This is a genomic window from Streptomyces pseudoechinosporeus (assembly GCF_054783935.1).
Map to the genome: position 1 here is coordinate 508105 of NZ_BAAGPS010000012.1, position 25410 is coordinate 533514.

General features: G+C 69.5%; 31 protein-coding genes and 3 pseudogenes. 21 read left to right on the forward strand and 13 right to left on the reverse strand.

Annotation, left to right across the window (positions count from 1 at the left end):
* The first annotated feature begins 9 nt into the window (after nt 1–9).
* Together ACYVO6_RS19985 and ACYVO6_RS19990 are read left to right on the forward strand one after the other, a co-directional pair.
* Nucleotides 10–534: a hypothetical protein gene (locus ACYVO6_RS19985; RefSeq protein ID WP_461062869.1), complete on the forward strand. Its 525-nt coding sequence runs from the start codon at nt 10–12 to the stop codon at nt 532–534.
* Nucleotides 535–791: 257 nt separating this feature from the next.
* Entirely contained in the window at nt 792–1319 is a 528-nt protein-coding gene (locus ACYVO6_RS19990; protein WP_461062871.1) for a TerD family protein, read from the forward strand.
* A gap of 773 nt (nt 1320–2092) precedes the next feature.
* Here the strand turns inward: ACYVO6_RS19990 and ACYVO6_RS19995 are convergent.
* From ACYVO6_RS19995 to ACYVO6_RS20005, 3 genes are all read right to left on the reverse strand, one after another.
* Complete coding sequence (locus ACYVO6_RS19995; RefSeq protein WP_461062873.1) at nt 2093–2770, reverse strand: uracil-DNA glycosylase; 678 nt, start codon at nt 2768–2770, stop codon at nt 2093–2095.
* A 76-nt stretch (nt 2771–2846) separates the two neighbouring features.
* Nucleotides 2847–3014 (reverse strand): hypothetical protein, encoded by a 168-nt coding sequence (locus tag ACYVO6_RS20000; RefSeq protein WP_461062875.1) that lies wholly within the window; start codon nt 3012–3014, stop codon nt 2847–2849.
* Between the two features lie 729 nt (nt 3015–3743).
* Nucleotides 3744–4568: an HARBI1 family protein gene (locus ACYVO6_RS20005; protein ID WP_461062877.1), complete on the reverse strand. Its 825-nt coding sequence runs from the start codon at nt 4566–4568 to the stop codon at nt 3744–3746.
* Between the two features lie 184 nt (nt 4569–4752).
* Here ACYVO6_RS20005 and ACYVO6_RS20010 point away from each other — a divergent pair, with 184 nt between their 5' ends.
* From ACYVO6_RS20010 to ACYVO6_RS20020, 3 genes are all read left to right on the forward strand, one after another.
* Nucleotides 4753–5148 carry a VOC family protein gene (locus ACYVO6_RS20010; protein WP_461062879.1) on the forward strand — a complete coding sequence of 132 codons (396 nt, stop codon included), beginning with the start codon at nt 4753–4755 and terminating at the stop codon, nt 5146–5148.
* A 334-nt stretch (nt 5149–5482) separates the two neighbouring features.
* Nucleotides 5483–5686 (forward strand): cold-shock protein, encoded by a 204-nt coding sequence (locus ACYVO6_RS20015; protein ID WP_141307768.1) that lies wholly within the window; start codon nt 5483–5485, stop codon nt 5684–5686.
* A 578-nt stretch (nt 5687–6264) separates the two neighbouring features.
* Nucleotides 6265–6396, forward strand: a complete 132-nt coding sequence (locus ACYVO6_RS20020) for a hypothetical protein (RefSeq protein ID WP_461062882.1) — start codon at nt 6265–6267, stop codon at nt 6394–6396.
* A gap of 292 nt (nt 6397–6688) precedes the next feature.
* On the opposite strand, the gene ACYVO6_RS20025 is transcribed toward ACYVO6_RS20020, so the two are convergent.
* Nucleotides 6689–6985, reverse strand: coding sequence for a hypothetical protein (locus ACYVO6_RS20025; RefSeq protein WP_461062884.1), 297 nt, complete (start codon nt 6983–6985; stop codon nt 6689–6691).
* 99 nt (nt 6986–7084) lie between these two features.
* On the reverse strand, nt 7085–7306 hold the full coding sequence (locus ACYVO6_RS20030) for a hypothetical protein (RefSeq protein ID WP_461062886.1): 222 nt from the start codon (nt 7304–7306) through the stop codon (nt 7085–7087).
* 118 nt (nt 7307–7424) lie between these two features.
* On the opposite strand from ACYVO6_RS20030, the gene ACYVO6_RS20035 reads away from it, so the two are divergent.
* The 6 genes from ACYVO6_RS20035 to ACYVO6_RS20060 are packed head-to-tail and all read left to right on the forward strand — an operon-like array spanning nt 7425 to nt 10941.
* Nucleotides 7425–7820 (forward strand): Fur family transcriptional regulator, encoded by a 396-nt coding sequence (locus tag ACYVO6_RS20035; RefSeq protein ID WP_461062888.1) that lies wholly within the window; start codon nt 7425–7427, stop codon nt 7818–7820.
* Nucleotides 7821–7849: 29 nt separating this feature from the next.
* Nucleotides 7850–8122 (forward strand): hypothetical protein, encoded by a 273-nt coding sequence (locus ACYVO6_RS20040; RefSeq protein ID WP_461062890.1) that lies wholly within the window; start codon nt 7850–7852, stop codon nt 8120–8122.
* A gap of 6 nt (nt 8123–8128) precedes the next feature.
* Nucleotides 8129–9160: a CobW family GTP-binding protein gene (locus ACYVO6_RS20045; RefSeq protein ID WP_461062892.1), complete on the forward strand. Its 1032-nt coding sequence runs from the start codon at nt 8129–8131 to the stop codon at nt 9158–9160.
* A complete protein-coding gene (locus tag ACYVO6_RS20050) occupies nt 9157–10185 on the forward strand; it encodes a WD40 repeat domain-containing protein (protein ID WP_461062894.1) in 1029 nt (342 codons plus the stop codon). The genes ACYVO6_RS20045 and ACYVO6_RS20050 overlap by 4 nt, the downstream gene beginning before the upstream one ends.
* A 44-nt stretch (nt 10186–10229) precedes the next feature.
* Nucleotides 10230–10589: a (2Fe-2S) ferredoxin domain-containing protein gene (locus ACYVO6_RS20055; RefSeq protein WP_461062896.1), complete on the forward strand. Its 360-nt coding sequence runs from the start codon at nt 10230–10232 to the stop codon at nt 10587–10589.
* Entirely contained in the window at nt 10576–10941 is a 366-nt protein-coding gene (locus ACYVO6_RS20060) for an ArsR/SmtB family transcription factor (protein ID WP_461062899.1), read from the forward strand. The genes ACYVO6_RS20055 and ACYVO6_RS20060 overlap by 14 nt, the downstream gene beginning before the upstream one ends.
* A gap of 763 nt (nt 10942–11704) precedes the next feature.
* Here ACYVO6_RS20060 and ACYVO6_RS20065 read toward each other — a convergent pair.
* Complete coding sequence (locus tag ACYVO6_RS20065) at nt 11705–11932, reverse strand: hypothetical protein (RefSeq protein ID WP_461062901.1); 228 nt, start codon at nt 11930–11932, stop codon at nt 11705–11707.
* A gap of 147 nt (nt 11933–12079) precedes the next feature.
* On the opposite strand from ACYVO6_RS20065, the gene ACYVO6_RS20070 reads away from it, so the two are divergent.
* Entirely contained in the window at nt 12080–12580 is a 501-nt protein-coding gene (locus ACYVO6_RS20070; RefSeq protein WP_461062903.1) for a hypothetical protein, read from the forward strand.
* Nucleotides 12581–12606: 26 nt separating this feature from the next.
* Here ACYVO6_RS20070 and ACYVO6_RS20075 read toward each other — a convergent pair.
* Nucleotides 12607–12840: pseudogene (locus ACYVO6_RS20075) on the reverse strand (cation transporter dimerization domain-containing protein); the annotation flags it as partial.
* Entirely contained in the window at nt 12749–13276 is a 528-nt protein-coding gene (locus ACYVO6_RS20080; RefSeq protein WP_461063001.1) for a thioesterase II family protein, read from the reverse strand. The gene ACYVO6_RS20080 and the pseudogene ACYVO6_RS20075, both read right to left, overlap by 92 nt.
* 519 nt (nt 13277–13795) lie before the next feature.
* Between ACYVO6_RS20080 and ACYVO6_RS20085 the strand changes: the two genes are divergently transcribed.
* On the forward strand, nt 13796–14158 hold the full coding sequence (locus ACYVO6_RS20085) for a TOTE conflict system archaeo-eukaryotic primase domain-containing protein (protein WP_461062905.1): 363 nt from the start codon (nt 13796–13798) through the stop codon (nt 14156–14158).
* Here ACYVO6_RS20085 and ACYVO6_RS20090 read toward each other — a convergent pair.
* The 3 genes from ACYVO6_RS20090 to ACYVO6_RS20100 all read right to left on the reverse strand — a co-directional run bounded on the left by ACYVO6_RS20090 (nt 14122) and on the right by ACYVO6_RS20100 (nt 17099).
* Entirely contained in the window at nt 14122–15651 is a 1530-nt protein-coding gene (locus tag ACYVO6_RS20090; RefSeq protein WP_461062907.1) for an FAD-dependent monooxygenase, read from the reverse strand. The two genes, ACYVO6_RS20085 and ACYVO6_RS20090, sit on opposite strands and share 37 nt — an antisense overlap.
* A gap of 90 nt (nt 15652–15741) precedes the next feature.
* Complete coding sequence (locus ACYVO6_RS20095) at nt 15742–16644, reverse strand: ClpX C4-type zinc finger protein (protein ID WP_461062909.1); 903 nt, start codon at nt 16642–16644, stop codon at nt 15742–15744.
* 47 nt (nt 16645–16691) lie between these two features.
* Complete coding sequence (locus ACYVO6_RS20100) at nt 16692–17099, reverse strand: heavy metal-responsive transcriptional regulator (protein ID WP_461062911.1); 408 nt, start codon at nt 17097–17099, stop codon at nt 16692–16694.
* A gap of 84 nt (nt 17100–17183) precedes the next feature.
* On the opposite strand from ACYVO6_RS20100, the gene merB reads away from it, so the two are divergent.
* The 7 genes and pseudogenes from merB to ACYVO6_RS20135 all read left to right on the forward strand — a co-directional run bounded on the left by merB (nt 17184) and on the right by ACYVO6_RS20135 (nt 21534).
* Nucleotides 17184–18188, forward strand: coding sequence for an organomercurial lyase (gene merB / locus ACYVO6_RS20105; protein WP_461062913.1), 1005 nt, complete (start codon nt 17184–17186; stop codon nt 18186–18188).
* A gap of 8 nt (nt 18189–18196) precedes the next feature.
* Nucleotides 18197–18385: pseudogene (locus ACYVO6_RS20110) on the forward strand (DUF5990 family protein); the annotation flags it as partial.
* Between the two features lie 66 nt (nt 18386–18451).
* Nucleotides 18452–18859, forward strand: a complete 408-nt coding sequence (locus ACYVO6_RS20115; RefSeq protein WP_461063003.1) for a four-helix bundle copper-binding protein — start codon at nt 18452–18454, stop codon at nt 18857–18859.
* 282 nt (nt 18860–19141) lie between these two features.
* On the forward strand, nt 19142–19315 hold the full coding sequence (locus tag ACYVO6_RS20120) for a hypothetical protein (protein ID WP_461062915.1): 174 nt from the start codon (nt 19142–19144) through the stop codon (nt 19313–19315).
* An 18-nt stretch (nt 19316–19333) separates the two neighbouring features.
* Nucleotides 19334–19876, forward strand: coding sequence for a DUF4386 family protein (locus ACYVO6_RS20125; RefSeq protein WP_461063005.1), 543 nt, complete (start codon nt 19334–19336; stop codon nt 19874–19876).
* Nucleotides 19877–20069: 193 nt separating this feature from the next.
* Nucleotides 20070–20297, forward strand: a pseudogene (locus ACYVO6_RS20130) (heavy metal translocating P-type ATPase); the annotation flags it as partial.
* Nucleotides 20298–20439: 142 nt separating this feature from the next.
* Entirely contained in the window at nt 20440–21534 is a 1095-nt protein-coding gene (locus tag ACYVO6_RS20135) for a serine hydrolase domain-containing protein (RefSeq protein ID WP_461062917.1), read from the forward strand.
* 424 nt (nt 21535–21958) lie between these two features.
* Here the strand turns inward: ACYVO6_RS20135 and ACYVO6_RS20140 are convergent, their stop codons facing one another.
* The gene (locus ACYVO6_RS20140; RefSeq protein ID WP_461062919.1) at nt 21959–23254 is read right to left on the reverse strand and encodes an MDR family MFS transporter; all 1296 of its coding nucleotides are present in this window, start codon (nt 23252–23254) and stop codon (nt 21959–21961) included.
* 67 nt (nt 23255–23321) lie between these two features.
* Between ACYVO6_RS20140 and ACYVO6_RS20145 the strand changes: the two genes are divergently transcribed.
* Nucleotides 23322–23696 (forward strand): hypothetical protein, encoded by a 375-nt coding sequence (locus ACYVO6_RS20145; RefSeq protein WP_461062921.1) that lies wholly within the window; start codon nt 23322–23324, stop codon nt 23694–23696.
* 215 nt (nt 23697–23911) lie between these two features.
* Here the strand turns inward: ACYVO6_RS20145 and ACYVO6_RS20150 are convergent, their stop codons facing one another.
* Nucleotides 23912–25351, reverse strand: a complete 1440-nt coding sequence (locus ACYVO6_RS20150; RefSeq protein ID WP_461062923.1) for an MFS transporter — start codon at nt 25349–25351, stop codon at nt 23912–23914.
* Nucleotides 25352–25410: the final 59 nt, after the last annotated feature.

The following is a 25410-nucleotide window of genomic DNA, read 5'->3' on the forward strand; positions in this document are numbered from 1 at the left end:
AATTCCGCTGTGGTCGACAACAGTTGGTGGATCGGTCTCATCACCGGTGGGACGGCGGTGGTCGCGAGTTGGGTCACCGGCCGAGGTGCCACCAGATCCGCGCGGGTGCAGGCCGAGGTCACCGCGCATGCGGCCCAGGCCGCAGAGGCACGCACCCGGCGGCGCGACGCGTACCGGGAAATGAGCGCGGCGGTGCACGGACTGTCGGAGGTGTTGTGGCGCATGGAGGAGGTCGACGCCACACCGGAGGCCCAGCCGCGAGCCGCCCTCGTCGCGCAGATGCAGACCGCCGCCCGAGCGGCGCTCAACGAGGTGACCAGAGCCAGCCGGGAGGTCATGCTGGAAGGGCCGACGCCGGTCGCCGAAGCTGCGCACACACTGCGCCGCGCGGCGATCACCACGAACAGCCTGCTCGGACAACTGGTGACGGGCAGCGAGGAAGAGCGCAGCCGGTACGACGCCGCACACCGGGACTTCCGCCAGGAGCACCTGAGGTTCCTGGAGCTCGCCCGGGCGGCGCTGGAGGTCGACTAGGAACCCCGGGCCCGGTTCTCCTCCCCCAGCCCTGCGAGCACGGCGACGACGCCCTCGAACCAGGAGCGTGGCACGGCGTCAACGAGCGCTGCGTGGCTGACAGAGACCATGGCAGCAGGGTGCCGGGCACACGCGTGAACGCATCGGCCGCCGAAGGAGCCAGCCGGACAAGGCTTCAACGGGATGGCCGAGAGCCATACTTGACCATGCGGGGGACCGATCCCGTGGTGGCTTGGTATGGGAGAGGCAGCAATCCGGTGAGCAGCGACAGCCAGGGAGTGGAGAAGGCCGAGGTGCGGCTCAAGTGGGACCCGAGTCCCTGGGATCAGCCGCCTCATCATCTCGACATCATCGCTGCCACCTACTCGGCGGACGCCCCCTACGGGCGGCCGGCGTACGTCGTCCACTTCGACAGCCGCTCACCGGACGGCACCATCAACATGAGCCGCCACAGCCAGACCGGCCAGGGCTTCGGCTATGTCGAAGCGATGTCTCTGGAGCTCGATCGCCTCGCGTCCTCCTTCGCACGGGTGGTCGTGGGCGTGGCGATCCACCAGAACAGCGGCACCAAGACCTTCGGCGACATATCGAACGCCGGAGTGCTGGTGGTCGAGGGGTACGAGGAACTGCTGAAGGACAACTTCGCGCAGGTCTCCGGATCCACTGCCGCCACTGTCGCGGAGTTCACCCGGGATACCTCCGGAGCGTGGGAGTTTCACGAGATGGTCCGAGGATTCGACAGCGACACCATGGGCTTCACCGCGGAGATGGGCAGCGCCCCATAGCGCTGACCGCCAGCAGCACAGAGACGCACGGACGATCCCGGTGGCGCAGTCATGAGCTCCTGGGACCGCCAGAAGCAAGCACCCGGGCGTCAGCGCGTCGCCGGCCTCATCCCCGGCCTTCGCCGCCCTGAGGCATCCGGAAATTACGCACCGTACCTGCCGCGCCCGCTCCACAAGCGCGAACACCAGGGCACACCGAGCCTCTCCCCCGACTCCCCTGGGGAGAATCTGGGGAGTATGGGCGGCTGTGGGGAGCGCGTGGGGAGAATCGACTATCTAACCGGGCACGAGCCTGAAAGACCGCGAAAGAAGGATCAGCACAGGTCAGAGACCTGATCGACCACATTGCCGCAGGTCAGGACCACCTGGTAGAGGACTTCAAGAAGATCTCTTCACCCCTCCGCCAGGGCGACTCACCGCCTTTTCCTGAGAGAACCCCTTCGACCTTGGCCGCTACATGCGGCATAAGCAACACTTCAGCACGCCTGACACTCCATCAGGCGAGCGTCAAATGAGCGTCACGAGCTTCATTTCAGCGTCAAGATATCGCCCGTAACACCCACACCACACATAATGCGCACTCACAAAACCGCAAGTCAGGAACCCTTAGCGGCCGGTTCAAGGATGGCCACGCACTCCACATGATGCGTCATCGAGCACAGATCGACACCCCTTCTGAGAGGCGGTCGGTGATGACTCTCGCTCAACGAGAGTCGTGACCCACGCCCGACAAGAGCCCGGCACACCAGGCAAGAGGCCGCCGTCACCATGACCTACGGCAGGCGCCAGTCCACCGGCTGCGCACCCTGCCGCACCAGCAGGTCATTGGCCCGGCTGAACGGGCGCGAACCGAAAAACCCGCGGTCCGCCGACATCGGCGACGGATGCGCCGACTCGATCGCCGGAAGATCCCCCAGCAACGGCCGCAGATTCCGCGCGTCACGCCCCCACAGGATCGACACCAGCGGCTTACCGCGCGCGGCCAGCGCCCGGATGGCCTGCTCGGTGACCTCCTCCCACCCCTTGCCCCGGTGCGCCCCCGGACTGCGCGGGGCCGTGGTGAGCGCCCTGTTCAGCAGCAGCACGCCCTGCTCGGTCCAGGGCGTCAGATCGCCGTTCGACGGCCTGGGCAGCCCCAAGTCCGTATGCAGTTCCCGGAAGATGTTCTCCAGACTGCCCGGCAACGAACGCACCTCGGGCGCCACCGCGAAACTCAACCCGATGGCCATCCCCGGCGTGGGATAGGGATCCTGCCCGACGATCAACACGCGGACGTCGTCGAACGGCTGCCGGAAGGCCCGCAGGACATTCGCCCCAGCCGGAAGATAGGTCCGGCCGGCCGCGATCTCGGCCCGCAGGAAGTCCCCCATCGCCGCGATACGTCCGGCCACCGGCTCCAGAGCCTTCGCCCAGCCCGCTTCAACAAGTTCATGCAAGGGTCGTGGTGCCACAGCACGTCACCCTACCGACACACAACCGGTCCCGCACAAACACAGAAGCCCCCACACACGCACGCCGCCCTCGGCGCTACTCTTCCTCCTCATCGAGGTCATCGAGCCGGTCCAGCAGATCACGCAGCCGGTCACCGGGAAGGAGAGGAGCCTGTTGCATCCAATGATCAAGCCACTCCGCCACGGTCATCACGCCGTGCCAGCCTCTCGTCACCGATACCCAGATCTCGGAACTCCCGCGCATGCGGAAATCGGATGTCGGATAAGGGTCGGGAGTCTTCTTCTTCGACTCGCCCGGACGCCTGGGGCCCGCAGAACGTGAGGGGCTTCGGTCCTGTGCATATGGCGTGGGAAGCTACATGTGGCCTCTCGAGATGCTTGCGTACCCCGGCCACCAGAGCTCTACGATCCCTCATGTGTCCCCCACACTGGGGGGTGCAGGGCGGGAAGTCCGCGTTTTCGCTGGTCAGCCCGGCGACTCAGTGGATAGAGCAGGCGTCTTCTAAGCACTTGGCCTGAGGTTCGACTTCCACGAGCACGTGTGAGTCAGCCTCTGGCACGAACGGCTGCACGTAATGGCCTTTCCTGGCCGACGAAACGCACACGGTTTGGTGGGTCGTCCGCGTTTCGGCCTGACGCTACGGGTCCGGCTCGGGCGGCCGGTCGAGCGCGCAACAGGTGCTCAGTGCACTGGTTGTTGATCGACTGCCGGTCGTTGTGGCACTTCGCGCACCGGGTCAGGATGACCTCGACGCTGTTGTCGGCATGCTGGGCGACTTTTTGAGCGACGCTGAAGATGTGCGTGAAAGCGACATACTAATTTTCGACGGAGCAAGGTGAAACGGCCCCGGCGGCCGCCGGGGCCGTTGTGGTCACGGCGTCGCTTTCTTCGTCACTCTGTCGCTGGCGCTTCGGTGATGGCGGCACATTGAGCCCTTCTCGGTAACGTCTCGTGACGGTTCGTGATCTTCGTTCAGCTGGTGCGGCCGTGTTCCATCCGGAGCAGGACGAGGGCGGCGCGGGTGATCCGGGTGATCGCCTTGGGATCGAGGCTGACCCTGCCCAGAGCCTTGAAGGTCACCTTGAGCAGGGCGTTGGCGCGTTCGGCCACGCCGTGGACGCCTCGGATGACGGAGTTGAACGCCTTGGCGTCGTCGGTGAGTTCGCCGCCCTTGGGCTTCTTGACCGGGTGGCGGAACCCGTCGCCGATGTTCTCGTAGCCGAGGTCGGTCAGGGTGGGGATGTCGAGGGTGTCGGCGAGCCGGTTCAGGGCGGCGATCAGGCCGTGGGTACGGGCGCAGGTGGTGTCGTGCTCGCGGCCGGGCCGGACCGGCGAGACCCAGAGCGGCCAGCCGTCGGGTGCGGAAATGACCTGGACGTTGCCGCCGTGGTGCTTGTGCTTGCCCGACCACCACAGGTCGGCCTTGTTCGGGCCAGAGGCGGTGACGCGATCGGTACGGATGACGGTGCCGTCGAGGTTGAGGTGTGTAAAGCCGGCCGCGGCCGCGCGCTCCAGTGCGATGGACAGGTCCGGGGCGTGGTCGGCGAGCACGGTCAGCCCTTCGTGGAGGTAGCGGTAGGCCGTCGGGACGGAGATCCGGTTGTCGCGGGCGAGTTGAGTCAGCCGGGTACCGTCCAGGAACCAGCGCAGGATCAACACGCCCTGTTTGAACGGCCCCAGGGCGCGGGTGCCCTTGCGGGTCCCGAGACGCTCGCGGTGTTCGAGCAGCAGCTTCGCGAGGGCCTCAGCAGTGGCCCGGCTGACATCGAGCACGCCGGTGTAGGTGATACTGGTCAACGCGTGAAGCCTCTCGGTACCCGGAACCTGTTCTTCGCAGACCTGTTCCTACCAGGGGCTTCTCGCGTATCTGATGCCGGGTCAAGCCCGTCTGATGGCCCTAGTCAGCCAGGAAGATCGCGGATCTGTCGGACGGGCGGCGTGGCCAATACTCTGAGCCCCATCCGCACTATCCGGGAGAGTCATGACAAGTAGGTTCACCGAGTTGGCCGTTGACTGCCACGATCCGGAGAGGCTCGCGGCCTTCTGGTGCAAGGTCCTGGACTTCAAGGTGATCGACCGGAGCGAGGGCAAGGTCGAGATCGGCTCCTGGGTGCCGACCGTCGAGGATGTTCGGGCCCGCCAGATGCCGCCCACCCTGCTGTTCATCCAGGTGCCCGAGGGCAAGACCGTGAAGAACCGGCTTCACCTCGACGTCAGCCCGATCGACGGCAGCACCGAGGACGAGGTGACCAGATTGCTCGGCCTCGGCGCCACCAAGACGGATGTGGGCCAGGGCTCAGACCGAAACTGGGTGGTCATGGCAGACCCCGAGGGCAACGAGTTCGACGTCCTACGCACCCTGGCACCGCAGAACTAGGCCGCGAGCGGGCACCCGCACCCCGTCACACACCGCAACTATCACGTTGCCGAGAAGACCTCATTGATCCCATGCGCCAAGCCATTGAGGCCACCCCGGATTGCCGGGTCGTTCGAGCTGGACAAATCGCCAAGGAATTGTTTGAGGGAATTTCGTGCCGGAGAGTCGAACCCGGCAGAGAATTCAAACCCAATGATTGAGCATTGCCTTCGCCGAGATGTGAAGACACCTCGCGGATGGCCGTGTTTAGCCTCCGCAGCCCTGGGAAGCCGTTGACGGTCAAAGCACAACGGCACAGAAGCGGACTCGCACTGTGCCCATGGAGGAGATTGAAATGGCTACGGGCATTGTGAAGTGGTTCAACGCGGAGAAGGGTTTCGGCTTCATCGCCCAGGACGGCGGCGGCCCCGACGTGTTCGTCCACTACTCGGCCATCGCCAGTACCGGCTACCGCGAACTCAACGAGGGCCAGAGGGTCCAGTTCGACGTGACGCAGGGCCCCAAGGGACCCCAAGCCGAAAACGTCACCCCCGCCTGACCGAGACCCGGCGCTTGTAGCACTGGTTCCCGGGTCAGCGAAACCGGGGAGCCACCGCATCATTCGCCCCTGACCACACCGCCGAAAGGCAGCACCGAGCCCAGCCACCACTTCGCACCCTGCCGGGTCACATACAGCCCCTCCGCGGACGCGCCGGACAGGTGCCTGCTACGCCGTGGCGTAGCTGAGGCGGAACAGGTCCTCAGGCCGTTCCGGGCCCCCGGTCAGTGCGCAGCTGCACCTCCATGTCGCCCGTGCCGTGGTGGCCAAGCCCTGTCGCCGAGTGGCCGAGTCGACGGGAACGCTGGGCGACTGTGTGATGGACAGTGGCACCGCACTCGTCCCCATCAGATCCAATGCCGTTATGCGGAGGCGTGCCGCCCCGGTCGGCCCGCCCGTGCCGAGGGAACAGGGCTTTCTGTTCCAGTTGATCGACTGTACGATCCCCGCTCTGACAGTCCTCCCGGAGGGAACGATGGGTTGAGCGAGCGGATCAAGGCCAGGGTCCTGCTTCTGATCGGCGACGAGGCGGAGTTGAGGACTGAGCACTGCGGGCCGATGATCCGGAGCGCGTGCCGGTGGACCGGCTGGTCACGGAGACGGGCATCCCGCGCGCACGGCTGGCCGGCGCCGATCTGGTGGCGGTGATTGGCGACGGGGGCGAGCTGGAGCGGTTTGAGCGCGCAGGCGGAACCGACGGCCTACGCTGAGCCTTTAAACACCTGCGACTTCCGCACAGGGGTATTGCAGGGACGGGCTGTCCAGTCCGTGCCCGTGCTCAGCCGGGTGGTTGACGTGTCTTGTCATCCCTCGGGCCGCATGCCCTGCACGTAGCGCCCGAACCTCGGCCCGCGCGCCGCGGCCTGGTGGCTGATGTCCCTGCTGCACGCCCGCACGTTCCGCGCCGCCGTCATGCCGGACCAGGAGCAGGCTGCTACGGGGGCCCAGTTGGTCGCGCTGACCCTGGACACGCTGACCAGTAAGTGAGCGGGGCGACTCGGTTCAGTGGTCGTCCCAGTGCCCGTCGTGTCCTGCGTGACGGTGGCCGTCGTGGACGTAGTCGACGTGATCGCCATGGGGCACCGCGACGTGACTGCAGCCTTCACCGTGCTGGTGGGCGTGGTCGTCGTGGGCTGAGTGACCCGCGGGCTCGCACTCGTCGATGTGGTCGTCGTGGACGCGGTGCAGGTGACCGTCGTGGGCGTAGTCCACGTGGTCCTGGTGCGGGACGGCGACATGGCCGCAGCCCTCGCCGTGCTGGTGCGTGTGGTCCGGATGGGGAGCGTGTGCAGTCGTCATGTCGTATCTCCGGTCGTCTTCCGAACGCCGACCACGACCGCTCGCCGGCGCTGCCGACCCCATCCTCCTCTCCTTGGCCCTCCAATGCACCCCCGTCACTTACGGGTTGCCCTTCCGGCCGCAGAACACGACGCGTACACCGACCGTGTCCCGGCCGTGTCCTGGCCGTGCGCGCGCCCCACGCAGCCCAGGCAGGCGCGGTCGGCGCTCGCCGAAGTGCCGGGCTTCACCGCCACCAGCCTCGCCACTCGTCCGAACCGCCGAGGCGGCGGTCTCGTCGCCGGCCATCAGCCGTCCGGTGGCCGACTGGTGGGCTGACACGCCCCCACGCGCCTTGGGCCCCACCCGTCGACACATGATTCATCGTTCATATGGACATGGATTTCATTTCTGTCTACGGTGGCAGCGGGACGGCGAGCGGCGCGAGGGGTGAACTGGTGTGAACGTCCGCACGGCTCAGCAGCGGCCCACGCGACAACGATCGGCCGTCCTGGATGCCCTGACGGAATGCCAGGACTTTGTTTCCGCACAGGACTTGCATGCCCAACTGACCGCCGACGGAAGCCGGATAGGGCTGACCACCGTGTACCGGGCCCTGCGCGAGCTGGAGGCTTCGGGCGGGGTCGATGTCGTACAGGTCGCCGCCGGGGAGCGGCTGTACCGCCGACAGCCCGCCGACGGGCACCGCCACTACCTGATCTGCCGCTCCTGCGGCCGCAGTCGGCCGGTGGGCTCCGAAGTCGTCGAGGAGTGGGCCGGGCAGATCGCCGCCGACTCCGGGTTCAGCGCGGTGGAGCACACCGTCGAACTCACCGGCGTGTGCGCCGACTGCTAACCCACCGCGGACGAAGGAGAACTGCCGCCATGCCCCTGGGATTCCAACCCCGATCACCAAGCCCGCGGCTGCGCGAGCTGAAGGAGACTGTACGCGCGCTGCTCGACCTCGACGAGGACACCGCCGTCATGGTCCGCCAGCTCACCTGCACCGAACCGGGCTGCCCGCCGCTGGAGACGGTCGTCGCCGTACTCCCCATGGACGGCGCGGCCCGCCGCTGGACCCTGCACCAACCCGCCGAGCAGATCACCGAGGACGACCTGCGGGCCGCCCTGCTCACCACCGCACCCGAAGGAGCCTGACCCCTGATGACCGAAACGACCACGCCGGACGAGCCGCGTGACGAACGCGTACCCGTCACCGTTCTGACCGGCTTCCTCGGCTCGGGCAAGACCACCCTGCTCAACCGCATCCTCACCGAGAACCACGGCATGAAGATCGCCGTCATCGAGAACGAGTTCGGCGAGGTCGGCATCGACGACGCCCTCGTGCTCGACGCCGAGGAAGAGATCTTCGAAATGAACAACGGGTGCATCTGCTGCACCGTGCGAGGAGATCTGATCCGCATCCTCGGCGCGCTGATGCGCAGGCGGGAGAAGTTCGACCACATCCTCATCGAGACGACCGGCCTGGCCGACCCGGCGCCGGTCGCGCAGACCTTCTTCATGGACGACGAGATCGCCGCCCAGCTGCGGCTCGACGCCATCGTCACCCTCGTGGACGCCGCGCACGTGCTCCAGCACCTGGACGAGGTCAAGCCGGAAGGCGTGGAGAACGAGGCCGTCGAGCAGATCGCCTTCGCCGACCGGATCGTCCTCAACAAGACCGACCTGGTGGACGAGGCGACGATCACCGAAGTCGAGGCCCGCGTACGGGCGATCAACACCCCCGTACAGATCCTGCGCGCCCAGCACGCCCAGGTCGACCTCCAACAGGTCCTGCACGTGGGCGCCTTCGACCTCGACCGCGTCCTCAAGTACGACCCGGCCTTCCTCACCGAGACCGAGCACCAGCACGACCTCACCGTCACCTCGGTCGGCATCGAGCTGGCGGGCGAGGTCGACGACGCCCGCCTCAACGCCTGGCTCGGCAACCTGCTGCGCACCAAGGGCGTCGACATCTTCCGCTCCAAGGGCATCCTGGCGATCGCCGGTTCGGACCGGCGATACGTCTTCCAGGGCGTCCACATGCTGCTGGTCGGCGAGGAAGGCGCGCAGTGGCGGGCCGACGAGCCGCGCCGCAACCGGCTCGTCTTCATCGGCCGCAACCTCGACCGCGAGGCCCTCGAGCGCGGCTTCGCCGACTGCCTGGTGACGGAACGCGCCGGAGCCGCCGTATGAGCACCGCAACCGAGACGGGTACGGGGATCGCCTGGGAGAGTTCCGTGAGCGATGCGCCGGTCTGTGTCCATGCGGCCGGTGACCTGGTCGCGGTGGCCGGGGCCGCCGGCGAGGGCTCGGTCCTGACCGCGGAGACCGGCGAGCGGGTGGGTGAATTCGAGCTGCCCGGCGGGCTGCTGCGCATCGCGGTGTCCCCCGACGGGCAGCACGTGGCGGCCGCCGGCCCCACCGGATACGTGCTGTGGCGCCGCTCCGACGGGCGGGTGCGGGAGGTGAGCACAGGTGCCTGGTCGGCTGCGGTCGCCTGGGCCGACGAGAACCGGCTCGCCGTCGCCGTAGGCCGGCGCGCCGTCGTACTGGACGCGGACGGCGCCGAGTTGTGGGCCACCGAGCCCGCCGCCAGCACGGTCACCGATGTCGCGTGGCTGCGGCAGGGTCGGCGGCTCGCGGTCGCCGCGTACGGAGCGGTGAACGGCCACGAGCGGCACACCGCCAAGCCCGTGGTCAGCTATCCGTACGTGGGCTCGCATCTCGCGCTCGCCGTCGCCCCGACGGGCAAGTGGATCTGCAGCGGCAACCAGGACGCCTCGATCCACATCTGGCGCACGCGCGACGGCAGCGAACTGACCATGTCCGGCTACCCGGAGAAGGTCTCCCGGCTGGCCTTCGACGACACCGGGTTCTGGATGGCCTCCGACGGCGCGGCCGACATCACGGTCTGGGACTTCTCCGGCAAGGGCCCCGCCGGTACGCAGCCCCGCCAACTCCGCGCCCACCAGAAGGTCACCGCACTGGCCTGGCGGCCCGGCTCCGGCACCCAGCTCGCCAGCGGTGGCGAGGACGGCACGGTCGCGCTGTGGCATGCCACGGCCGGGCGACCGGGGGCGCTGCTGCAGCCCGCGCGAACGTTCCAACTCGGCTCAGCGGTCGCCGACTTGGCCTGGCCGGACCCGGAGATTCTGGTCGCCGCCAGCCGTGACGGGCTCGTACGCGCGCAGGTCGTGCCCGATCGGACCCGGCTGTGACCGTCGTCTCCGTCCGGGCCGCTACAGCCCGACCTTGCACGCTCGTGGTGTGTCGCGGCTGCTGCTGCGGCAACCCGCGCAAGCTGCCCGGTACCGATCACGCCTGGCAGCTCGACCGGCTGCGGGCAGCCGCCGCGGACTCCGGCGGGCGCCTCGCGGTCCGTACGACGGACTGCCTGGGCCCCTGCGATCAGGCGAACGTCATCGTCGTCCAGCCGTCCGCCGCCGGACGCCGGGCCGGGGGCCGCGCGACCTGGATCGGCTTCGCGCTGGATGACGACTGCACCGACGACCTGCTGGCCTGGGCCACCGCGGGCGGGCCCGGCATCGCCGAACCCCCGCCCACGCTGGAGCTGCAGTTCCTCCGGCCGCCGCGCGAGGCGAGGGCCCGTGCACGCCGATGAGTACGCCGGAGGCGGCGGCCGCGGCGTGCTCGCGGCCGCCCGCCTCGACGAGGCCACCGCCGCCTCCGTAGCCGCGACCCTCCAGGCCCTCGCCACCCCGTCCCGGCTGCACATCCTCATCACCCTGCGGCACTCTCCCCACCCGGTCGGCGCGCTCGCCGCCGCCGTCGGCATGGAACAGTCCGCCGTCTCCCACCAACTACGGCTTCTGCGCACCCTGGGCCTGGTCACCGGCCGACGCGACGGCCGCCGCATCGTCTACAGCCTCTACGACGACCACGTCGCCCAACTCCTCGACCAGGCCGTCCACCACATAGAACACCTGCGCCTCGGCATCCACGACCCCGGCTGACGCGCCGAACTCGACAAACCACAGCCGCCACTAACGAGAAAGCAGCGCCGGGCGCCGAGAAGGTGCGGCCGAGATCAGCGTCGCTTGTCCGCGAGCCGGCCTCACGCCAACCGGGCATCAGGTGTTCCCTACAGCAGATGCGCGGCGAGGAATGCGGGACGCCATGACGCCCGCGGCGCAGACGGCTCTCTCCGCTGCCAGGTAGGCCGGTGCGGGTCCGTAGTCGTACAGCACCCCGGCACAGGCCGGACCGTGCACGCATGCTGAGCCCCCATCAGCACCCCCATCTGTCCTGGGCCGCGCTTCGGGCGAGCAGACGCGCAAGGCCCGGGTGACCAGTGCCTGCCCCGCACTGACCACGCACACGGCGGCGACACCGCCGGGCAGGGGAACCAGCGGCAGCGCGGCCAAGCCTGCGGCCACGACGAGCGAACCTGCCGCCGCGAGCGGCGCCTCGCCGCAGCGGCGAGCGAGAGGATCCCATATTCCCCAGCTGGATCAGCAGGGTGTGCCGTAAACCGCTGCTGCGCAGGGGCGATGAACCCGCTCATGGAACGCGGGTGGGACCGCTGTGGAGCCGCCCCACCCCGCGTTCACGGACGCCTGGAACGGGGGAGAACCAGGCGTCCTGCCCTTTACAGCGCCACAGACAGAGAAGTGCCACAACACCACACATAGGGGACATAGCCATCACCACGCCGATTCCTGAGCCGCAGGAGCTTCCAGGTCCCGGTACGGCTCCCGTTTCCAGAAGTTGTTGTTGTCATGCCCACCGCGATGCGCTGGAGTGCGCGGCGGGGGCGGTCGCGCGAGAGCTGGAGGGGCGGGCGGCGGCCAGCCGGCGGCGGGCCGCGACGAGGGCAGCATCCACCGAGAGCCCCGTGTCGGGAGCGGTGAACACCGCCGCGCGGACAATCGCAACCGGCACGCCGTACACCAGCTCGGGGTGGGCCCGGCGCGCTGCGCGGGTACCCGGGACGGTCCACGACATGGCGGATCCCGTCATGAAGCCCGCCGGGGGCACCGCGGGGCAGGTTCGGATGATTCACCTGAGGCGCAAAGACACCTGTGACCTGCGAATGCCCGACTGGTGCCGCATCGGGAGGTGGGGCAGATGACCCGACGCCGGAGCGTATGCATGGTTGCGTCGGTCACGGCCGCCACCGTCCTGCTGGCCGGGGCCTGCGGCAACGGCGACGGAAACCCCGTCGGCCCATCGCCCCGGCCGCCCGCCGCAACGACGGGCACCTCGCCTCCGCCCGCGACCGCCACAGCGCCGGGCGACCTGGCAGCGGCCACGGCCGAGGTCGAGACGAACTGGGAGAGGTTCTTCCACCCTCGCACCCCGATCAAGGAGCGCATCGCACTCCTGAAGGACGGCGAGCAGCTCGCCCCGATGGTGGCAGCCTTCGCCACCCACCCGCGCTACGGGCAGGCCGAAGCCGCAGTCGAACAGGTCGTGTTCGCCACCGCGACCACCGCAGACGTCACCTACACGCTGACTCTCCGAGGCCGGCCCCTGCCAACCGCCGTGGGGAACGCCGTCCTGCAGGACGGCACCTGGAAGGTCTCGGTGCCGACCTTCTGCGCACTGGCCCAGGCGGCCGACGACATCGCCCTGGCCGACAGGTGCCGATGAGCAGATGCTGCCAACGATCGCTGCGGTCAGGCCGCGTGGTGAGCGAGTTCGGCGTGCGGGTCGGGCACACCCGGCACCGAGGCCGGATCGGCGTGGACGAGCGCGGCGGCCGGCCTGGGGACGACGTGCAGCAGCGCGTACTCGGCATCGACGGCCACCTGGTGGGCCTCACGGACCGTCACCTCCCCGTCGATGACGACCGCCGTCTCCGCACCCAGCCGATGCCCGATCCAGCGCAGCCGCAGCTCGCAGAGGGCTCGACTCGGCCCCGCCGACCAGCAGATGGATTCCGGCACGCAGCCACTCCTCGGGCTCGTATCGATAGGTGGCGTACGCAGCCAGATCCATCCGGAGCAGATCGACTGCCATGGCACGCAGATCAGGATTGGCCAGCACCGCTTCCGGTGCTCCACCAGTTGCCTTCAGCCAGGCGGACAGCTCCGCGTCCGGTGCACCGGCGAGGGCGGCCGACCGGGCTCCCGTCCAGTGCTGTGGTGCGATGTGCCCGGACAGCACCAGGCTCTCCGGACCGTCCGCGCCTCGAGCCTGGAGGATTCTGGCAACCTCATAGGCGACCAGTGCGCCTATGCTGTGGCCGTAGAGCACGTACGGTCCACGCACCTCATTCGCCACTGCGTCCGCGCATTCGGTGACCAAGCCCTGCCAACCGTCGCTGATCTCCTCTCCGTGACGCAGTTCACGCCCAGGACTCGAACCTGCGACAAGTAGCCATCACCGAAGCCGGACAGTCTCACGAATCACCAGCTCCCCACTGACCAGTGGTTTCCCTCGTTCCCATGTTCCGTGTCCCCCGCCGGGGGCACCAGATCACATTCCGTGTTTTCGCAGGTCAGGGCCCACATTGGCCCTGCCTGCGGGACTACCTCTGGTGCACAGAAAGTCAGCCAACGAGGAAGATCACCTCTCGTCTGCGGCATGCCCGCACAGGGTATTGCCGCAGGTGAGGGGCGTGCCTCAGCGGTTTTGGGACCCGCTGGTGACGTGCGCAGGTTCGAGCCATACGGGGTAGCTGGCAGCAAGCGCTTCCGTCACGCTCTGCCATACGAGCTGTTCAGGGAGCGCGCTCCGTCTTGACGGCGTCGTGCGCGGCTGCCTCCCGTCGCGACCGGCCTACGCCCCGCCGCCCCCTAGGTCCACCAGCCAGGTCAGCACCTTCGCCATCGCCTGGAGCAGCTGCTTTTGCAGCGCTTCGGCATGCGACCGGCCTGCGACAGCGACTTCGCAGCGGACGGCGCGAGCCTCGCTCTTCGGGATCAGGTGTGGCGCGTCGTTCGTCGGCGCCAAGACGTGTACGCGCGACGGTGGGCGAGCGCCAAGTCCGGCCGGAGTGGCTGGAGCCCGGCCGAGCACAACCCGTTCGGCAAGACCAAGGCCGAGACGGACCGGGTGTTCTGGCCACTGACCGACGAGACCGTCTACCGCCACCTCGACCCCACCCGGCAGGGACGCGAGCACAGCACTGACTGCGCACAGGGCGTAGGGACGCCGGACCGACGCCCACGGCTCTTCGTCCGTACGGATCAACCGTGTTGTGCGGGCAGCCAGCGCTCGAGGTAAGCGCGCAGCCCTTCGAGGTGTGCACCGCGCGCGACGTAGCCGAGGTAGCCGTCGGGGCGTACGAGCCCCTGGGCCGCGTCCGGCCACGGGCTCTGCCCGCCGAGCCGGTGCACGCTGATCAGGTGGTCCCGTCCGCGCAGGACTGAGGCGAAGCGTTCGTCGGGCCAGAGTGCGGGCGGCCCGGACAGAAGCAGGTGCCAGCCCGGCCCCGAACTCCGCGCCTGGAGCCCGCGCGGCAGGTCGGGCAGCCGGTCGCCGGCTCGCGGCCCCTTCCTCGGTGGCCGGGAGCCCGCGGTGGAGGCGGGGCTTCGCCGGTAGTGGATGCCCAGCTCGGAGACCGTACGGAAGACCCGCCCGCGCGGTCCTGTGGCGCGGAGCGCCAACGGGGCCAGGCGCGGGGCGAGTCGCATACGGGCGAGGCGGATGAGCGGGTTGCGGCTGGTGCCGATCGTGAAGGCGCGGTCGGTGAAGCGCAGCACGCTGCGGCCGACCGGGGCGCGCTCGATCTCGTACGTATCCAGCAGCTCCGCCGGAGCCCTGCCCCGGCACACGAGGGCGAGCTTCCAGCCCAGGTTGAGGGCGTCCTGGATGCCGGTGTTCATGCCCTGGGCGCCGGCCGGGCTGTGGATGTGGGCCGCGTCGCCGGCGAGGAAGCAGGGGCCCGAGCGGTAGTGGGCGGCGCCGCGGTTGTGGAGGCGGAAGTCGGTCATCCAGACCGGGTCCCGCAGCACCAGCCGGTCCGGGGTGTACTCGCCGGTGATCTTCTGGAGGAGCCCGAGCCTCACCTCGGTGTCCGGGGCGCCCGGCGGACGCATCGCGAGCATCCGCCAGGTCGCCGGCGAGCCGAGCGGGAAGAAGAGCAGCATTCCGGATCCGGTCATGTACGTGTGCACGGCACCCGGCTCCAGGCCGTCGACCTCCAGGTCGGCGAGGAGGAAGGTCTGCGGATAGGCGTACCCCTCGAAGCCGATGCCCGCCTGGGTGCGGACGGTGCTGTGCGCGCCGTCGCAGCCCACGACGTACCGAGCGTCCACGGTTTCCTCACCGCCGTCGCCGCGCCGGAGTCGGCAGGTGACGGCCGGCCCCTTTCGCTCCAGCCGGACCAGCTCCGTGCCCCGCTCGATGACCACGTCCTGCCCCGCGAGCTGCTCCGCGAGGACGCTCTCCGTCTCCGCCTGCGAGAGGAAAAGGAGGAAGGGATACGCCGTGTCGGTCAGCCCGATGTCGAACAGCGGCATCTGCACCACACGCTGCGGCAGATGCATCCTCAGCTGCATCGCAGGGTTGCCGCGAGCGATCAGCTCATCCGTCACCCCGAACCCGGCGAGCGCCTCCAGGGTGCGCGGCTGGATACCCAGGGCGCGCGACTCGTGGACCCGGTCGAGAGAGCGGTCGACGATCCGGAATGACGCGCCGTACGTACGCAGTTGTGCGGCGAGCGCCAGCCCTGTGGGCCCCGCGCCGACCACCAGCACGTCCAGGGGCGCCGTCATGGATCCACGGTAGTGCTCGACCGCCTCGCCTGGAGTCCGCGCGGGCTCGCCCTCGTCGAGCGCCGCCGCCTGAGCCTCGTGGACAGCGCGCTACGCGGAGCCCGCCCCCGCGGGTTGAGCGAGGATCTCGCCGCACAGCGTGACGCAGTCGGCGCAGATCCACACATCGGGGCCGGCAACCAGGCGGCGTTCGTCGCCTCCCGGTTTGCCGCAGAAGGAGCAACGGACGGAGGGGTCCTCGGGCCGCCGCTTGCGTCGGGTGCGACGCCCGAAAACGGTGCGAGGAACGTTGATGTAGCAGTGGAGTTGGCGCTTGATGTCCGCCACGTCGACGCCGAGGTCGTTGAGGACACGGCGGGCCCGGGAGCCGGGGTTCGTCGCGATGACCGCCAGCAGCTGCGGCGTGTTGACCACGACCGGCGCGCAGGTGGAGGTGCGTTCGGTCGCCAGCTGCTCGGCGGCGGCCAGCGCGGCCTGCGCCTCGCCGGAGAACACAGGATCCCCGGCCGCCGTACCGGCGGGGCAGGCGAAGAGCCGGCGGCTCGCCTCGCGGATCTTGTCGCGGGTGACGCCGAGTTTTTCCAGGGTGGCGGCGGCCACGCCATCGGTGAGCAGTCCGAGGAGGAGGTGTTCGGTTCCTGCCTCGGCCAGTCCGTCCGCCTCGGCCGCGGCCAGCGCTGCGGACAGTCCGCTCTGCAGGTCGCGGCCCCGGATGAGCCCGGCGGCCGGCGGGGTCTCGGTGAGGCGGTCGACGCGGTCGGCGTATCGCTGGCGGGCCGCCTGGCGCGAGACGCCGAGGTGTTCGCCGATCACCGTCCAGGAGTGGCCGACGGCGCGAACCTCGCGCACGACCTGGTCGACGGCCGCGTCCGCATGGCCGGACAGGTCCTGGGTGACGGCGATCACGGCGTCCAGCAGGGCGAGTTCGTCGACGCTGCCGGCACGGTCGTGGGCGGCTGCGATGAGCTGCTCCACGGTGGGCTCTTCGCTCATGCTGACAACCGTAGATTGTCAATCGGGGGAGTGACAATCCTTTGTTGTCACCTACCTGCGGGGCCGCCGATGATGCTGCAGATGTCGGCGTCTGTGCACGTGCTCGGGTCGGTGGTGGCGGCCCGCTCGGCCAGGCCGCGCAGCGCGGAGCGGGTCTTGCGCAACTCGGCCATGCGCCGCTCGATGTCGTCGAGGTGCTGCTGGATCAGGTCGGTGACGTGGGCGCACGGTGCCTCGCCCGAGTCGCGCAGGGCGAGGATCGAGCGGATCTCGGCGAGCGTGAGACCGGCCGACTGGGCGTCGCGGACGAAGGCCAGCCGGGCACCGGTCCGCGGCGGGTAGTCGCGGTAACCGCCAGCCGTCCGGGGAGGCGCGGGCAGCAGTCCGGCCTGCTCATAGAAACGGATCGTCTTGGGCGTGAGGTCGTTCGCGGCGGCCAGTTCTCCGATGCGCATACGGCCGAGGCTACGCCTTGACCTTCCAGTGCACTGGAAGGTCTAACGTCGGTCACATCCGCAGTGACCTGGGAGGACGCGGCGATGCTCATCACGGTTCTGACGGTGCCCGACTGCCCCAACGCGCCCCTGGCGCGCGAGCGCATCGAGCGGGCGCTCGAGGGGCGAGCCGCAGAGATGGAGTTCGTCGAGGTTGCCGACACGGCGCAGGCCGCACGGCTCGGCATGACCGGTTCCCCCACAGTGCTCATCGACGGCACCGACCCCTTCGCCGCGCTGGGAACAGCCGCCTCCGTCTCCTGCCGCCTGTATCGCAGCCCGGACGGGCGGACCGAGGGGGCGCCGAGCGTGACCGACCTGCAGCGGGCCCTGGATGTCGCGGAGGCAGGCGAAGACTGCGACTGCCCGCCCATGGACGCGGCGGGACGCGGTGGCCGCGGCCCTCTCGCACCTGTCACGGGAGGGCTGCGGGTCGTGCAACAGGCTGTCCTGCGGTCCTTCGCCACCACCGGCCGCGCACCCGATCCGGCCGACCTGGATCAGGTGGCACGGGCCTTCGGGCGGGACTCCAGCGAGGTCTTGGCCGAACTGGCCGCCGAGGACTTCCTCACCCTCGACGACCAAAGGCGGATTCGGGCGGCATACCCCTTCTCCGCCACCCCCACCGCCCACCGGATCCGCCTCCCCGACGGCACCGAGACGTGGGCGATGTGCGCGATCGATGCCCTCGGCATCCCGGACATGCTCGGGACCGACGCCGTGATCACCTCCGCCGACCCGGTCAGCGGCGAGATCATTACCGTCACCTCCACCGGCGGACACATGAGCTGGCAGCCCCACACCGCCGTGGTCTACGTCGGCCAACGCTCCTGCACAGGCCCCGCCGCCGACGTCGCCTGCGGCGCCCTGAACTTCTTCACCAGCCGCCGCACCGCACGGAGGTGGACCGAGCAGCACTCCGACTACACCGGCAAGGCCATCGACCAAGCCCGCGCCGAAGCCCTGGGACGGTCGGTCTTCGGCGCGCTCCTGACGGATACGGAGCCTGCCCCAGAGCCCGGGATCTCCCCCAGGAAAGCGCGCGGATGATGGTCGCCATGCGCATCCGCATCGACGCTGTCGACCTACCCGGTCTGACCTGCCCGCCTGCGGTCCTCGCCGGCACCCAGGTCCCGACCTACCGCAATATCCACGTCGCCGTACAACGCCGTGACCGCCCAGCCGAACTCCTCGACCCACGGCCCGGCGACGCAGCAGCCGCGACCTGGACCCTGGAGTGCACCACACGGCCTCACCGAACGGCACGTCCCGGCCCGCGGCCCTCCGGCACGATCCAAAGGAGGCGACCGGTGATGACCACGGTCAAGGACATGCTCGCCACCTACCCGGCCGACCTGGGCCAGGTCGACCGCGGCAAGCTCACCCGCTGCATCGAGGAATGCATCGCCTGCACCCAGGCGTGTACGGCGTGCGCGGACGCCTGCCTGTCCGAGGACATGGTCGGCGAGCTCACCAAGTGCATCCGCACCGACATGGACTGCGCGGACATCTGCACCGCCACCGCGTCCGTGCTGTCCCGCCACACCGGCTACGACGCCAACATCACCCGGGCGATCCTCACCGCGTGCGCCACCGCCTGCAAAGCCTGCGCCGACGAATGCTCCGCGCACGCCGATACGCATGAGCACTGCCGCCTGTGCGCCGAAGCCTGCCGCTCCTGCGAGCAGGCGTGCAACGACCTCCTCCAGGTCCTCGGCTGACCTACCGGACCGCGCACAGGACCGCCGGCGGCCGCCGGCAGCGTGATCCGGCGACACCGGCGTACCCCCTCACACCGCTCCCTGGCTGTGGCAGCGGCGCTGCTCGGCATCCGGTCCTCGCCGGGCCGGTTCGTCCCCTGGGGGTGTGGCCCGCGCGCTGGTGCAATCGGCCGCGATCGGACCTCGTTCGGGTGAGGCGGTGCAGTGTTTCTTGAGAGAGCGGCTGCAGCTAGTGATCTTCAAGAACGTCGGTCGGTGACGTGGAGAGGACTGGGTCTGCTCATGAGTCCGGATATGCACGCTGGCGAAGGGGCGGATACAGCCGACTCGCAACGCCGCACGCTGACGATCGCCGGCGCGCTCATGGTCGGGGGCTTCCTTCTCAACGTCATCCTGACCGCCGCACTTCATCCTTCAGGAGAGGAAGACGACCACCCGGCGATCTTCACCGAGTAGGCGGACAGCAGCAGCTGGATCGCCGTTCATCTCGGTCAGTTCATCGGCGTCCTGGTGACGCTGAGCGGCCTGCTCGTGCTGTACCGCGTCCTGCGCTCTGCCGACCGGTCCGCCCTGGTCGCTCGGCTCGCGGCCGCGGCAGCGGTGGCGACCGCCGCAGTCTGGGCGGTTCTGCAGGGGCTGGACGGCGTGGGACTGAAGCAGGCCGTCGACTCCTGGGTCAGCGCCTCGGGCGCGGAGAAGCAGATCCGCTTTGCCAACGCCGAGACCGTGCGCTGGCTGGAATGGGGATTCCAGAGCTACTTCCGCATCCTACTCGGGCTGACCCTCGCGCTGTTCGGGACAGCGATTCTCACGAGTCGCCGAGTCCCCGGCTGGCTGGGCTGGACGGCCCTCGTTGCCGGCGTGTGCTCGATGATCTTCGGGGTCGACGTGGGCTACAGCGGCCTGGCCAGCGGGCTCCAGGACGTCCTCGGTATCGCCGTCTTCGTCCTCGTCCTGGTCTTCGCCATCGGAGTGCTCGTCACCGGAGTGCGCGGGCGCGGCCGACGCCACAGTTGAGCCCGAGCGCCACCGGCTGTTGTGACATTCAGGGGAGCAGCTGTCGGACGAGCGCGTCTGGGGCCCAGCGTTCCCAGCGGACCGGGGTCCACCCCCGTTGACCAGCAGGTCGTAGGTCTCCGGTCCGAGGACGGTGAACGCGATGGCTGCGGCCGACGCCGCCTCGTGGTCGTCTTGCAGGTGCCCGCCGGTCTTGCCCCTCGTACGCGGCGACCTGCGGGTGGCAGCCGACGCGATCCGCCTCTCCCGCAGGACGCTGGCCACCAGCAAGAGCAACCTCTTCTGGGCCTTCGGCCACAACGTCGCCGCCCTGCCGCTGGCCGCGGCCTGCATGCTCAACCCGATGATCGCGGGCGCGGCGATGGCGTTCTCGTCCGTGTACGTCGTGACGAACAGCCTGCGCCTGCGGTCCTTCAAGTAGGCGCGTAGCTATTGACCAGCAGGGTCCTGCCGGAAGGCAGGACCCAACGGAGTTCCGCCCCATTGCTCGATATACCCCCCGTAGGTATTGTCGAGGTCTGGGACGGTCTGCAGCACCTACCCGTTGGATGGGGGCGGGCACGATGAAGGTCGAAGGGTTCGTCGAGGACGGATACGACGCGGTGCGCCAGGTCTTTCAACGCCTGATGGACGACGGCCGGGAAACAGGGGCGGGACTGTCGGTCTGGCGGGACGGCCGCGAGGTTGTCCGGCTGGGCGGCGGGTGGGCGGATGCCGGGCGCAGCCGCCCCTGGCGCAATAACACGCTGGTCATGCCGTACTCGCTGTCGAAGGCGTTCGTCACGCTCGCCGCCCTGGTGGCGGTGCGCGACGGCGCACTGACACTGGACGAGCCGGTCGCCAAGTACTGGCCGGAGTACGGAACTCGGGGCAAGGAGACGACCACGCTCCGGCACGTGCTCACCCACCGGGCGGGCCAGCCGCGCTTCCCGGACACGGCGGCGGAGGTCGACCTGCTGGACGACGCCAGGCTGCGGGACAGCCTGGCACAGGCGGCGCCGGAATACGTTCCGGGGACATCCCTCGGGGAGCACGCGCTGACCTACGGCCATCTGGTCGACGGCATCCTGCGCGCCGGTGCCGAGACCACGCTGGGCGAGGTGTTCAACGACGTCGTACGGCCCGCGCTCGCCCTCGACGCCTGGTTCGGCGTGCCGGACGGCTCACTGGACCGCGTGGCCGACCTGGAGTACGCGCACCCGCAGTGGCCGCGCCGACTGCACGCGGCACCGTGGCTGCAGATCCCCGCCGGGGCCCTGGACACGGAGCGTACGAACTCCCGAGCATGGCGGCAGTCGGTTTTCGGAGCGGTCAACCTGCACACCACCGCCACGGCCATGGCCGGGTTCTTCGCCCGCCTCACCAGCGAGGACGGACCGGTGCGAGAACTGCTCGGCCCGCAACTGCACGGTGAGCTGCTCTCCTCCCAAGTCACCGACTACGACGAGGTCTTCGGCACCCGGATCACCTGGACACTGGGCTTCGTCCGCGACAAGGGAAAGATCGCGAAGGGCGGGATCGGCGGCTCCGCCGCCTGGTGGTCGCTGCGGCACCATCATGCCTGCGCCTACCTGACGCGGCGACTGGACGACCACTCCCGGGCCGCCGAAATCGCCGCCGCCCTGGGCGACGATCTGACCGTCGTGGGCGAGGACTGAGCCAGCGGGCGCCCGTTCGGAGTCCGGCGCCGCAATACGTGAGGGCCTGCGGTGAGAGTATCGAAGTCCCCTGCGGGGTGAGGGCGCGCTGGCGCAGCACCAGGGCGACCCGGGCGCAGGGCCCCCAGTTCACTGGACGGGCTCTGCGTGGGCGCCGTGGTTACCGAACTGCACCTCGAACCAGAACCAGTCGTGCAGAGCGTCGCTCAGTGCGGGCTCTGTGGTGGTGTCGGTCAGGGTGGCCCCGCGGGCCGGTCCTTGTAGCGCACCTCGATACGGTCGTGCCCGTCTTGCAGTGCGGCACGGCCGGGGATGTCAGCGCCGTGGATCGGGCGGGATCCGCGAAGTCCCCGCGGCCGAACTCCTCGGCGTCTTGTACAGATGGGCGCGCAGGCTGGGGCAGCGCCAGCAGTCGTAGTCCCGCTCACGCCATGTCATCGGCATGCTCGTCCTTCGGCCGCTGTGCGGAGCGCTCCGGCACGGGGCCGGCCAGACCGGGGATCCGTCGGCCGACGAGCAGATAGATGACCACACTGGCCAGGGCGAACGAGCCGACACCGAGGAACATGGCGTTGCCGCCGTAGGCAGCGAGCAGCAGGCCGCCGGTGAACGGGCCGATGAAGACGCCGAGTTGGGCGAAGGTCTGCGCGCCGAAGTAGGCGCCTCGGCGGTCCTCCGGCGCGATCCGGTCGAGGATGGCGAACTCCGCCGGATAGATGAGGATCTCGCCGAGCGAGAACACCACCATCGCGGCGACGAAGTGCCAGAGCTCCTCCGCGAACGCGAAGCCGGCCATGCCGAGGACGGTCAGCAGACCGCCGACGACGATGGACGTCACGGGGTTGCGCTTCTCCATGAACCGGGAGACGAACAACTGCAGGACCACCACGGTCACCGCGTTGGCGGTCAGCACGTACCCCAGGATCGCGGTGCCGTCGGCGAACCCGTCGGAGAGATGCTGCGCGAGCAGCGAGGAGACCCGGCCGTGCACGGCCTCCAGCAGCAGTCCGGCGAGGATGAGGAACAGCAGCCGCGGGTCGGTGGCCACGACCCGCGCGCTCTCCACGAGCCCTTTGAGCACGCTGCCGAAGAGCTGCGTCTTCCCCATGCCTGTGACCGTCCGGCCGGGCTGGCCGGCCGACGCGGACGACGAGGTCAGCAGCAGGATTCCGGCCAGGCCGAGCAGGTAGATGCCGTAGCCGAGCGCGCCGACGAGGAATGCCGACCGGTCGCCGGCCAGACCGGCCGCCGCGCCGACGACCGGCCCGACGGCGTAGCCCATGTTGGTGGTCATGTACTGGTAGGAGAACCACTTCACGCGCCGACCGGGCGGGAGAAGGTCGCTCAGCAGCGCCTTGCCCACGGGTCCGAAGGAGCTGCTGCTGAGCGCCATCGTCGCGTTGAAGACGAACACCGCAAGGACGCTGTGGCTGAAGTAGAGGCCCACGAATGAGCCGATCACTCCCAGGAGGGAGATCAGCAGCAGCCGTGGCCGGCCGAGGAGGTCGGAGAGCGAACCTCCGACGAATCCGGCGGAGATCGAGAAGAACACCGACGAGCCGATGATGAAGCCGATCATGCCCGGTTGGAGCCCGAGTTCCTTGTGGAGGAACACGGCCAGGAAGGGCACGGTGACCGAGTTGGCGAGGCTCATGATGCCGGAGCCGACGATCAGCGCCCGGGCGAGCACGGGTGGGGACGCGGTGGTGGTGTTGGTCATCGCACTGTCGCGACCTTCCCTGTGTCGAACGTGCCCGGGTGGGGACGGCCGTGTCGCCCGGCACGTCATGCTCGGTGAGGAATCGTGCAGGCTGATCGACACCAGCGCCTGGGAGCAGGACCGGATCGACCGGCGGGTGGAGGTGCCGCTGAACGAACTGTCCGCAGACGCCCTCGGCGGAGGATGGTCGCGAGCTTCGGAGGGACCGCCGGCGGCCATCCCCGCGCAGGGGGACGGCGCCGACGCCGGCCGGGCAGGGCCGATAGGTGGCCGGTTGCCCGCGGTCGGCGACGGGGCGTCACCCGTGCTCGCGCTCCGCCGAGCCGCTGTCCTCGTCGTGCTCGTCCTCGGCGGCGGCGCCGGGGTTGCGCCGGCTATCGGGCCTTCGCCCCGGTACACCGGCCGACGCACGACGATCCGACGCCACCTCTGCACTGAGTGAGGTGAGCGGCCAGGGCCTGGAGCAGTGCCGCTGCGGTCATGCGCACCACGGGATGTCCGGCTCCCCGGCGGGCAGCTTCCTTGAGAGTTCGCGTCTGCATGACTGAGGTTTCCTTCTGGTACTGGCGACGGGCTCACCGGGCTCCAGGCGGTGGAGTCGGGTGAGCCCGTCGGGTGGGCGGTGTGTCTGCGGAGGCAGGCCGGACAGGCCATGGGTCAGACGCCCACCTGCTCACCTGCGGCGGCCTCGGCGGTCTGCTGCCGGGCTGCGAGCGCCTTGTCCGTGCGCATCACCAGCAGCGTCACGGCCCCGCCCACCGCAGCGATGCCCGCAGCTGCGAGGAACGCCGCACTGAACCCGTCCGTCAGTGCCGGAAGGTCACCGAGTGCGCCCGCGCCCTGCGAGGTGGCCAGCGCGGTGAGGGCCGCGAGGCCGAGCGCCGAGCCCACCTGGTAGGTGGTGTTGACGATGCCGGAGGCAAGGCCCGCCTGCTCCTGCGGGGCGCCGGACATGGCGGCCATCATCGCCGGGATGTACGCCAGTGACATGCCGAGTGCGGCGACGAGTGAGGCGGGCAGTACGTCGACGGCGAAGGTACCGGTCGGCTCCACGGCCGACAGCCACAGCAGGCCGAGCGCGAGGACGAGCAGTCCGCCGGCGATCAGCGGCTTGGCCCCGAAGCGGGCCAGCAGCCGTGCCGTGATCGCGGTCATGAAGACCATGAGCAGCACGGTCATCGGCAGCAGCGCGGCGCCCGAGGCGAACGCCCCGTAGCCGAGCACCTGCTGGAGGTACAGGTTGAGGAAGTACCACATCGGGATCCAGGCGGCACCGAGCAGGGTCATCGCCAGGTTGGCGGAGCCCAGGCGCGGCACCCGCCAGATGCCGAGCGGCATCAGCGGCTCGCGCACGGACCGCTGGAGCACGAAGAAGAGGAGCAGCAGGGCGGCGGCGCCGAGGAGTTCGAGCACGGTCTGGGTGGTGCCCCAGCCGGTCTCCGGGGCCCGTACGACGGCGAACACGGCGAGCGCGAGACCCGCGGTGACCGCCGCGGCGCCGAGCACGTCGATGGCGCCGCGGCGCGGGGCGACCGCCGGCAGCAGCTTCGTCGCCGCGAGCGTGGCGACGCCGATCGGCACGTAGATGATGAACACCCAGGGCCAGCTGAGCCATTCGGTGAAGACGCCGCCGAGGAAGACGCCCGCGGTGCCGCCGGCGGGTGCCGCGGCGCCGTAGAGGGCCATGGCCTTGCCGAGCTCCTTCGGGTCGTGTGCGAACAGCGTCATGAGCAGGGTCATCGCGGCGGGGGCGATCAGCGCGCCGCCGACGCCCTGGACCGCGCGGCCGACGACCTCGACCCACGCGGTCTGCGCGGCCGCTGCGACGACGGAGCCGCCGATCAGCACGGTCCAGCCGGCGGTGAAGACCCGGCGGGCGCCGAGCAGGTCGGACAGGCGCCCGCCGAGGAGCAGCAGGCCGCCGAAGGTGATGACGTACGCGTTGAAGACCCACTGCAGCTCGCCCTGCGAGAAGCCGAGGTCCTGCTGCATCTCGGGGAGTGCGACACCGATGATCGAGGTGTCCATGATCACCATGAACTGGGCGGCGGCGAGCACGACGAGCGCCCACCAGCGCTGCGGATTGACGGTCGGCATGACCTTTCCCTTCCATACGTAACCGACCCCGGGGATATACCCCACAGGGGTACCTGGAA